Raw genomic sequence first — 9,344 nt, forward strand, 5'->3', positions numbered from 1 at the left:
CGATCACGTGGTGCTGGTCGGCGGGGCGACGCGGATGCCCGCGGTCGGCGAGCTGATCCGCGAACTCACCGGCGGCAAGGAACCGCACAAGGGCGTCAACCCGGACGAGGTCGTGGCCGTCGGTGCCGCGCTGCAGGCCGGCGTGCTGCGCGGCGACGTCAAGGACGTGCTGCTGCTGGACGTGACCCCGCTGTCCCTGGGCATCGAGACCAAGGGCGGGATCATGACCAAGCTCATCGAGCGCAACACCACGATCCCGACCAAGCGCTCGGAGACCTTCACCACCGCCGACGACAACCAGCCCTCGGTGCAGATCCAGGTCTTCCAGGGTGAGCGCGAGATCGCCGCGCACAACAAGAAGCTCGGCATGTTCGAGCTCACCGGGCTGCCGCCGGCGCCGCGCGGCGAGCCGCAGATCGAGGTCTCGTTCGACATCGACGCCAACGGCATCGTGCACGTCAACGCCAAGGACCACGGCACCGGCAAGGAACAGTCGATGACCATCACCGGCGGCTCGGCGCTGCCGAAGGAGGACATCGACCGGATGGTCGCCGACGCCGAGGCGCACGCCGAGGAGGACAAGAAGCGCCGCGAGGAGGCCGACGCCCGCAACCAGGCCGAGACCCTCGTCTACCAGACCGAGAAGGTGCTCACCGACAACGACGAGAAGTTGCCGGACGAGACCAAGACCAAGGTCCGGACCGCGATCGACGAGGTCAACGAGTCGCTCAAGGGCGAGGACGTCTCCGCCATCCAGTCCGCGGTGGAGAAGCTGGCGACCGAGTCCCAGGCGCTCGGCCAGGCCCTCTACGCCGACACCGGTGCGGACGCGGCCGGTGCCGCGGGTGATGCCGGTGCCGCGGGCGCCGCTGGTGCCGGTGCCACCGCAGGCGGGCAGAGCTCCGGTGCGGACGACGTGGTGGACGCCGAGATCGTCGACGACGAGGACGAAAAGAAGAAGAAGTGACCTCCGAGAGCTCAGGCAACTCCGACCGGCAGCAGGCGCCGCAGGACGGCGAGCAGGAGCCGGTGGTGGTCCGGGACCGGCGGCGGATCGATCCGCAGACCGGGCAACGACGAGCCGGCACCGAGCAGGAACAGGTGGCAGAGAGCATGTCCGGCACGCTGGACGAGGAACTGGCCAAGGTCGCCGATGAGCCAACCGAGGGCGACTCGGCGGCGGCCGGTGAGCAGGACGGCGCCGCCGAGGATGCCGCGGCCGAGGGGTCCGAGGAAGCCGGCCTGCGCAAGCAGGTCGACGAACTCACCCAGGACGTCAAGCGGGTCACGGCGGAGTACGCCAACTACCGCAAGCGGATCGAGCGCGACCGGGAATCGGTGATCAACTCCGCGAAGGCGTCGGTGGCCGAAGACCTGCTCACCGTGCTCGACGACGTGGAGCGGGCCGAGGCGCACGGCGACCTCACCGGCGCGTTCAAGTCGGTGGCCGACAAGCTCGTCGGTTCGCTGACGAACGCGGGCCTGGAGGCGTTCGGCCAGGAAGGCGACGAGTTCGACCCCTCGGTGCACGAGGCGGTCCAGCACGACACTTCCGCCGAGGTCTCCGGGCCGACCGTGACGACCGTGCTCCGGCGCGGGTATCGGTTCGGCGAACGGGTGCTGCGGCCCGCGATGGTCGCGGTCACCGACCACGAGCCGGAGGCCGCGGCACCGCCGGACGACGGCGCCGCCGCGGGCGAGGACACGGCGCAGTGAGATCGCGACCTCGACCGGTCGTCCCCGCCCGGGAACAGCCGGGCGGGGACTCCGGCGAGCCCGCGCGGCTCTGCGTGCGCGCTGCGCTGCGCCCTGCCGCTGCGCTGCGCCCTGCGTCGAGCGCTACGTCGCGCAGGGCGGCGCAGGCCGCAGCGGTACGCGCGGAACCGGACGGGGTCGCAGTGCGCATCCCCGCGATGAACGGTCTTGCACGGAATTGCCGGGGACGGGCCGGTGCGCAGCCGGTCCGTCCGGCTCCGGCCGCTGGTCGGCCCGGCACCGCCCGGTCGGCCGCCGGAACTCCGCCCCGCCCGGTGCGGGGCGGCTCGGCGCAGCGAGACCGGAGCCGGATGGGACACGAGAGGAGGGTCGCCCGGTGAGTGCCAGGGAATGGCTCGACAAGGATTTCTACGGCGAACTGGGCGTCTCGTCCGATGCGTCGGCAGACGAGATCAAGAAGGCGTACCGGAAGCTGGCGCGGGAGAACCACCCCGACGCCAATCCGGGCGACACCAAGGCCGAGACCAAGTTCAAGGCGGTCTCCGAGGCGTACGGCGTGCTGTCCGACCCGGAGAAGCGCAAGCAGTACGACGAGGCCCGCAGGTTGTTCGGCAGCGGCCTCGGCGGCGGGCACGGCGGTTTCGGCGGCTTCGGCACCGGTGCGGGCACCGGCACCACCGGCGGTTTCGACATCGGTGACCTGTTCGGCGGCGGCCGTCCCGGCGGTGGTGCGGGCGGCGGACTCGGTGACCTGTTCGGCGGGCTGTTCGGCAACAGCCGGCGCGGCGGCGGTGCGGGCACCGCGAACCGTCCGCAGCGCGGTTCCGACGTGGAGACCGAGGTGCGCATCGACTTCGCCGAAGCGGTGCGCGGGGCGACGGTGCCGCTGCGGCTGTCCAGCCCGGCCACCTGCCTGACCTGCCACGGGTCCGGCGCTAGGCCGGGGACCCGCGCGCACACCTGCAGCACCTGCTCGGGTGCCGGGCTGGTGACCCGCAACCAGGGCGCGTTCGCGTTCAGCGAGCCCTGCCCGGACTGCCGCGGTCGCGGTCAGATCATCGACCACCCGTGCCCGGACTGCCGCGGCGAAGGCGTGGCCAACCGCAACCGGACGCTGACCGTGCGGATCCCGCAGGGCGTCAACGACGGCCAGCGCATCCGGCTGGCCGGTCAGGGCGAACCGGGCCGCAACGGCGCCGCGGCCGGCGACCTGTTCGTGGTGGTGCACGTGGAGCCGCACAAGTTGTTCGGACGATCCGGTGACGATCTGACGATCACCGCTCCGGTGACCTTCCCCGAGCTGGCGCTCGGCACTACGTTGACCGTGCCGACCCTGGACGGGAAGGTCTCGCTGAAGGTGCAGCCCGGTACCGCCAGCGGGCGGACGCTGCGGGTGCGCGGCAAAGGTGTGGGCAGGAAGTCCGGCGGCAGCGGTGATCTGCTGGTCACCGTGCAGGTCGTCGTTCCGTCCAAACTGGACGATGATGCGACCGAGGCGCTGCAGTCGTACGCGGCGGCCACCGGCGACCACGAGCCGCGTGCGGAGTGGGACGAGCAGCTCGGGAGGTAGGCATGGGTGACGGTCGGCGCGGCGCGAAGTTCAACATGACGGTCGGCTTCCCGCCCGGAGCCACCGAGGACAGCCCGATCTTCGTGATCTCCGTGGCCGCCGAACTGTCCGGCCTGCATGCCCAGACGCTGCGCAGCTACGACCGGCTCGGCCTGGTATCGCCGGGGCGCACCCCGGCGGGCGGGCGCCGCTACTCGGCCCGCGACATCGCGCTGCTGCGCGAGGTGCAGCGGCTGTCCCAGGAGGAAGGCGTCAACCTCGCCGGGATCAAGCGCATCATCGAGCTCGAGAACGAGGTCGACGCGCTGCGGGACAAGGTGCAGGGCTTGATGGACGAGCTGACCGCGGCTTACGCGGCCGCGGAGCAGACCGCGGCGCAGGTGCACGCCTCCTACCGCCGCGATCTCGTCCCGGTCCGGCAGGAGACCGCGCTGGTGGTGTGGCAACCCCAGGGCGAGCAGAGCCTGCGCGGTCAGCGGCGCAACCGCCGCTGACCGGCTCAGTCCAGGGTGAACGGGTCGTAGTGGATCCGGTCCAGCGGCGTTCCCGCGACCAGCAGCTTCGACACCGTCGCCCGGATCATGGCCGGTGAGCCGCTGACGAACACCTCGCGGTCCTCCCACGAACCGTGCCCGGCCACCACGTCGGCCAGCGTGCCGTGTTCGGCGCCCGTCGCCGACGGGTCGTCCTCCAGCACCGGCGTGACCGAGAACCACGGGTTCGTCATCGCCACCCGCTGCAGGTTCTCCAGGTCGTAGAGGTCGTCCCGGGTGCGGCCGCCGTAGAACAGCCGCACGTCCGGGTTCTGCCCGTACTGCGCCAGTTCCTCGATGACCGACCGCATCGGTGCCAGCCCGGTGCCGCCCGCGATCATCAGCACGTCCGGTCCTTCTTCGCGGTCGACCTGCAGCTGCCCCATCGGCGCGCCGATCCGCCACTCGTCGCCGAGCTGCGCGTGCCCCACCAGCGCCCGGCTCACCCAGCCCCCGTCCACGGCGCGGACGTGGAACTCCAGCACGCCGTCCTCGGCCGGAGCGTTGGCGGGCGTGAGGTAGCGCCACAGGCGCGGCCGCTGCGGCACCTCGACGCTGACGTACTGGCCAGGCTGGTACGGCACCGGGTGGTCGGTGCGCACTCGGATGATCGCCACGTCCCAGCCCAGCCGCTGGTGGTCGACGACCTCCCCCTCGTACCAGGCGGGGCCCTCGTCCTCGGCGGCCGCTTCGATCATCGCCGAGGCCATCACGGTGTAGCCCTCGGCCCAGGCGCGTTCCACCGTCTCGGTCCAGCTGTCCCCGGCGAACTTCTTGATCGCCGCCAGCAGTGCGGTGCCCACCGCCTCGTAATGCGCGGACACGACGCCGAACTTGCGGTGGTCGCGGCCGAGCTGGTGCAGGAACGGCCGCAGGTCGTCCGGCCTGTCGATCATCTGGATGATGTGCACCAGCGCCCGCATCAACCGGCTGCGCTGCACCTGCATGTTGACCGAGAACAGCTCGCGGGTGTTCGGGGCCAGGCTGAACAGCATCCCGTAGAAGAACTGCGCGACCTCGTCCGAACGCGGTTCCACGACGGCCCAGGTCTCCCGGATCAGGTGGACCATCTGGCTCGCGCGGGAGTCCGTCGGCCGGTTCGGGCGCGGTCCCGGGCTCAGTACGGCGTTCGCTGTCATTGGGTCGCGGTCTCCACGTTGGCCGAAGGCATCCGGACATTATCCGCACCGGTGCTGATTTGGCGTCCCCGGCTCGGCACCTTAACGCGTGGCCGTGCGCACTTATCCAGCGCGGTTTGCACTCGACATGTCGATCGTGCCGGCGACGAACGGGGTGATCCTGCATCTGCCGGTGTGGGGCTGGTGCGCCTCGTGGCACTGTGCGCATGTCCCCTTTCCGACCGTGCTGATTCTGCTGCGGCACCGACGATGCCGACTTCGCCGCGAAGTGCGAGCGCCGAGCGGGCCCGTTCCACTCAGCCCGGCACAGCCCGTGTCGGGACACCCCCGGGCGAGGTGCAACACAGCACGAGCGGGACACTGACGGTGCTTGGGAACTGCGGACAGTGCAGGACGGCGGGCGGAGACAGCCGTGATCGATCGGATCGAAGCACCGGTGGAGAACCTCGGTGGGACCGGCGACGGCGAGCGTCGCGGCGCGGCCGAAGCGGTGGAGCGCGAGCTGGTGATGATGTTCCGGCGCGCGCGGAACTTCTCCATGACGGTGGCGGCGCAGGTGCACCCGGACCTGGACCCGGCCTCCTACAGCCTGCTGCTGATGGTCGACGACGCCGGATCGTTGCGCGGGATGGACGTCGCGGACCGCACCGGGCTGGACAAGTCCACGGTCAGCAGGCAGATCGCGACGCTGGTGGAGCTGGATCTGCTGGAGCGGGTGCCGGATCCGGACGACGGCCGGGCGCGGCGCATCCAGTTGTCCGCCTCCGGCCGGTCGCGGCTGGCGAACGTCCGCGAGCAGCGGCGCAAGCACCTGCACGGCGAGTTCGCGCACTGGTCCACCGCCGACCTCAAGGACCTGTCCCGGCTGCTTTCCCAGCTCAACACCATGTTCTGAGGCTTCCTGCGGCGCGCCCGGACGTTCGCGGGCGGCGCCTGTTCCCGAACGGCCGAACCCGGCCGGTTCGGTGATCGGCACGACCGTACAAGTTGCTCCTGTTGGCCGTAGTGGCGACCGCCACTGGCAAATAACTTGCCTAAAGCAACTAACGGCCCATATAGTTGCGTGCAGCAACTAAAGGACTGGGTTTATGGGACCAACACCTGAATCGTGCGGAGCACTGCTGCGGCCGCTGCGCGCCCTGATCGGCCTCAAGCAGATCGCGGTGCAAACGCTCAACCAGCACGTCCACACCGACCTGCCCTACGCCGCCACCGGTCTGCTCGGAGAGCTCGTGCACTGCGGGGAATCCCGGGCTTCCGAACTCGCCGCGCACCGCGTCGTCGACGCGTCCGTGGTCAGCAGACAGGTGTCCCAGCTCGAGCAGGCCGGCCTGATCACCCGCCGCGCCGACCCGCAGGACCGCCGCGTCGCGCTGCTGCGGGCGACTCCCGAGGGCGAGCAGGCGCTGGCCCGCATCGAACGCGGCCGCGCCGAGTGGCTCAGCACCGCCCTGCAGGACTGGGACGAGCAGCAGGTCCGCGAGCTGGCCGGACTGCTCGACAGCTGCGTCGCCGACATCCGGGCCGCGGCGCTGCCGCCGGCACCGCAGGCGACCCCGGCACCGCAGCCGACCGAGCACCAGACCGGCACCCACCCCGGCCCGCCCGCGCAGAAAGGAACCAGATGACCCGCTCGACGATCGGCGAAGCCGCGCCGACGAGCTCACCAGCACCGCCAAGCGGTCGGCACCAGCGGGCCGAGGACACGCTGACCAGCGACTCGCCGATGACCCATCGGCAGATCCTGGAGGCGATGTCCGGGCTCATGCTCGCGCTGCTGGTCGCGATCCTGAGCTCGACGATCGTGTCCAACGCCCTGCCGCGCATCCTGGCAGACCTGGGCGGCAGCCAGAGCCAGTACACCTGGGTGGTCACCGCGATGCTGCTGACCTCCACGGCCTCCACCCCGATCTGGGGCAAGCTCTCCGACCTGTTCAGCAAGAAGTTGCTGTACCAGATCGCGATCACCATCTTCACCCTCGGATCGGTGCTGGGCGGGTTCGCGCAGTCGATGCCGATGCTGATCGGGTTCCGCGCGGTGCAGGGCATCGGCATGGGCGGTCTGCAGGCGCTGATCCAGGTCGTGATCGCGGCGATGGTCTCGCCGCGCGAACGCGGCCGCTACAGCGGCTACATCGGCGCCACGTTCGCCGTCGCCACCGTCAGCGGGCCGCTGGCCGGCGGCTTGATCGTGGACTCGCCGCTCGGCTGGCGCTGGTGCTTCTGGGTGACGGTGCCGATCGCGGTGATCGCGTTCATCGTGCTCGGCCGCACGCTGAAGCTGCCGGTGATCAAGCGCGACGTGCACATCGACTGGTTCGGCGCGTTGTTCCTGGTCGGTGGTGTGAGCCTGCTGCTGATCTGGGTTTCGCTGGCGGGCAAGCAGTTCCCGTGGGCATCGCCGGAGACCGCGGGCTTCGTCGGTGGCGGCGTGCTGGCGCTGATCATCGCGTTGATCATCGAATCGAAGGTGCGCGAGCCGATCGTGCCGCTGGGCATGTTCCGCAACCGGGCGATCACGCTGGCGACCATCGGCACCGTCGCGGTCGGCACCGCCATGTTCGGCGGTTCGGTGTTCCTCGGCCAGTACTTCCAGATCGCGCGCAGCTACACGCCCACCTACGCCGGGTTGATGACGCTGCCGATGGTGCTGGGGCTGTTCGTTTCCTCCACCGTCTCCGGGCAGATCATCTCGCGGGGCAGCGGCAAGGTGAAGCCGTTCCTGGTCTTCGGCTCGCTGATGCTGATCGCGGGCACGGGGCTGCTGTCGACCATGGACCACACCACCAACCTGGTCCTGGTCGGCGTGTACCTGGCGATGATGGGCATCGGTGTCGGCTCGCTGATGCAGAACCTGGTGCTGACGGTGCAGAACGTCACCGCCAGCGCGGACATGGGTTCGGTGACCTCGGTGGTCACGTTCTTCCGCACGCTGGGCGGCTCGGCCGGGGTGTCGGTGCTCGGCGCGGTGCTGGCCACGCGGGTCAGCGAATACGTCAACGAGGGCCTGGCCGCGATGGGCGTCCCGGTGGGGGCCGGTGGTGCCTCCGCGGGCGGCGGTTCGCTGGACGTCGGTGCGCTGCCCGGCCCGATGCAGGAGATCGTGCGTTCGGCCTACGGAGATGCGATCGGGGACATCTTCTTCGTCTCCGCCTGCATCTCGGTGGTGACGCTGCTGGCCGTGCTTTTCATCAAGGAGGTTCCACTGCGCAGGACGATCGGAACGCAGGACGACGTGCGCGGCGAAGCTGTGGACAGCCCTCTCGAGGTTGTGGACAACTCCGTGGGGACGGAGACCGCGCCGATCACTCGCCAGAGTGATTCCGCGCAGCTTGCGGGCGTGCGGGCAGCGGTCCCGAGGCCCGCTGACGAGCCTGTGGGCAACTCTGTGGGCAACTATTCCCACGCCTGGTCAACCGGACCTCGATCCGGTGGCGTCGAGGCGAACGGCAGCTATCTCTCCGGTGATCTCGCGAGTGCCGGAGCGGGTACCGGCGGGCTGTTCGTGCACGGCACCGCGCAGGATTCGACTGGCGCCGCGGTCACCGGTGTGGTGCTGACCCTCGCCGACGCGCAGGGCAGGCAGGTCGAACGGACCCGCACCACCGCGGACGGCGACTACCGGCTGACCGTCGCCACCGGCGGCACCTACGTGCTGATCGCCTCGGCGGGCAACTACCAGCCCACCGCGTCGATGGTCGTGGTCGGCGACCGGCCGGTGCGGCACGACGTGCGGATGTTCGGCTCCGGCACGGTCGACGGCGTGGTGCGGTCCGGGGATCTGGTGGTCGCGGGAGCGACGGTGGTGCTCACCGACGTGCGCGGTGAGGTCGTGGACTCCCTGCGGGCCGGGGACGACGGAGCCTTCCGGTTCGGTGACCTCGTCGGCGGTTCCTACGCGCTGACCGCCACCGCCGACGGCTTCCGCCCGATGGCCACCCCGGTCACCGTCGCCGACGGCCAGCGCACGTCGATCGACGTGGCACTGCCATCGGCGGCCGCGCTCACCGGCGTGGTGCGCTCGGCGAACCTCGGGCTGCCGGTGCCGGACGCGCGGGTGACGTTGCTCGACGCGTCGGGCGAGGTGGTGCTGGCGACGACCACCGACGGCGACGGCAACTACACCTTCACCGACCTCGCGGACGGGGACTACACCGTGATCGCCACCGGGTACCCGCCGGTCGCGACCCCGCTGCGGCTGGACGGGCAACGCGCCACGCACGACGTGGAGTTGGGGTACTGAGGATGACGGCGGTACACGAAGGGAGCGGGAACGCGGTGGACGGCAAGTCCGGGGCCGTGACGGCGACGGTGCGCACCGGGGACGGCTGGCCCGTCCCGGAGGCGGCGCTGACCGTCATCGACGGCGGCGGCGCGCAGATCGCC

Annotated in this window: 8 protein-coding genes; 7 read left to right on the top strand and 1 reads right to left on the bottom strand. The window is 70.6% G+C overall.

All coding sequences use genetic code 11. The features are described 5' to 3' along the window. The 4 genes from IJH84_RS02165 to IJH84_RS02180 all read left to right on the top strand — a co-directional run. A partial coding sequence (locus IJH84_RS02165; RefSeq protein ID WP_295139623.1) for an Hsp70 family protein occupies positions 1–967 on the top strand: 967 nt, incomplete at its 5' end. Beyond that, entirely contained in the window at positions 964–1,716 is a 753-nt protein-coding gene (gene grpE / locus IJH84_RS02170; protein WP_295139627.1) for a nucleotide exchange factor GrpE, read from the top strand. The genes IJH84_RS02165 and grpE, both read left to right, overlap by 4 nt. A 376-nt stretch (positions 1,717–2,092) precedes the next feature. After that, entirely contained in the window at positions 2,093–3,286 is a 1,194-nt protein-coding gene (gene dnaJ, locus IJH84_RS02175) for a molecular chaperone DnaJ (RefSeq protein ID WP_200068742.1), read from the top strand. 2 nt (positions 3,287–3,288) lie between these two features. Continuing rightward, a complete protein-coding gene (locus tag IJH84_RS02180) occupies positions 3,289–3,780 on the top strand; it encodes a helix-turn-helix transcriptional regulator (protein ID WP_295139631.1) in 492 nt (163 codons plus the stop codon). A 5-nt stretch (positions 3,781–3,785) separates the two neighbouring features. Here IJH84_RS02180 and IJH84_RS02185 read toward each other — a convergent pair whose 3' ends face one another. Beyond that, a complete protein-coding gene (locus IJH84_RS02185; protein ID WP_200069328.1) occupies positions 3,786–4,889 on the bottom strand; it encodes an FAD-binding oxidoreductase in 1,104 nt (367 codons plus the stop codon). Between the two features lie 481 nt (positions 4,890–5,370). Between IJH84_RS02185 and IJH84_RS02190 the strand changes: the two genes are divergently transcribed. The 3 genes from IJH84_RS02190 to IJH84_RS02200 all read left to right on the top strand — a co-directional run bounded on the left by IJH84_RS02190 (position 5,371) and on the right by IJH84_RS02200 (position 9,201). Then, positions 5,371–5,853 carry a MarR family transcriptional regulator gene (locus tag IJH84_RS02190; RefSeq protein ID WP_295139633.1) on the top strand — a complete coding sequence of 161 codons (483 nt, stop codon included), beginning with the start codon at positions 5,371–5,373 and terminating at the stop codon, positions 5,851–5,853. Between the two features lie 193 nt (positions 5,854–6,046). Beyond that, a complete protein-coding gene (locus IJH84_RS02195) occupies positions 6,047–6,586 on the top strand; it encodes a MarR family winged helix-turn-helix transcriptional regulator (protein WP_200068743.1) in 540 nt (179 codons plus the stop codon). A 98-nt stretch (positions 6,587–6,684) separates the two neighbouring features. Then, the gene (locus IJH84_RS02200) at positions 6,685–9,201 is read left to right on the top strand and encodes an MDR family MFS transporter (RefSeq protein WP_295139636.1); all 2,517 of its coding nucleotides are present in this window, start codon (positions 6,685–6,687) and stop codon (positions 9,199–9,201) included. Positions 9,202–9,344: the final 143 nt, after the last annotated feature.

Origin of the sequence: Saccharopolyspora sp. (genome assembly GCF_017434145.1) — a bacterium.
GTDB classification, from domain to species: domain Bacteria; phylum Actinomycetota; class Actinomycetes; order Mycobacteriales; family Pseudonocardiaceae; genus Saccharopolyspora_C; species Saccharopolyspora_C galaxeae.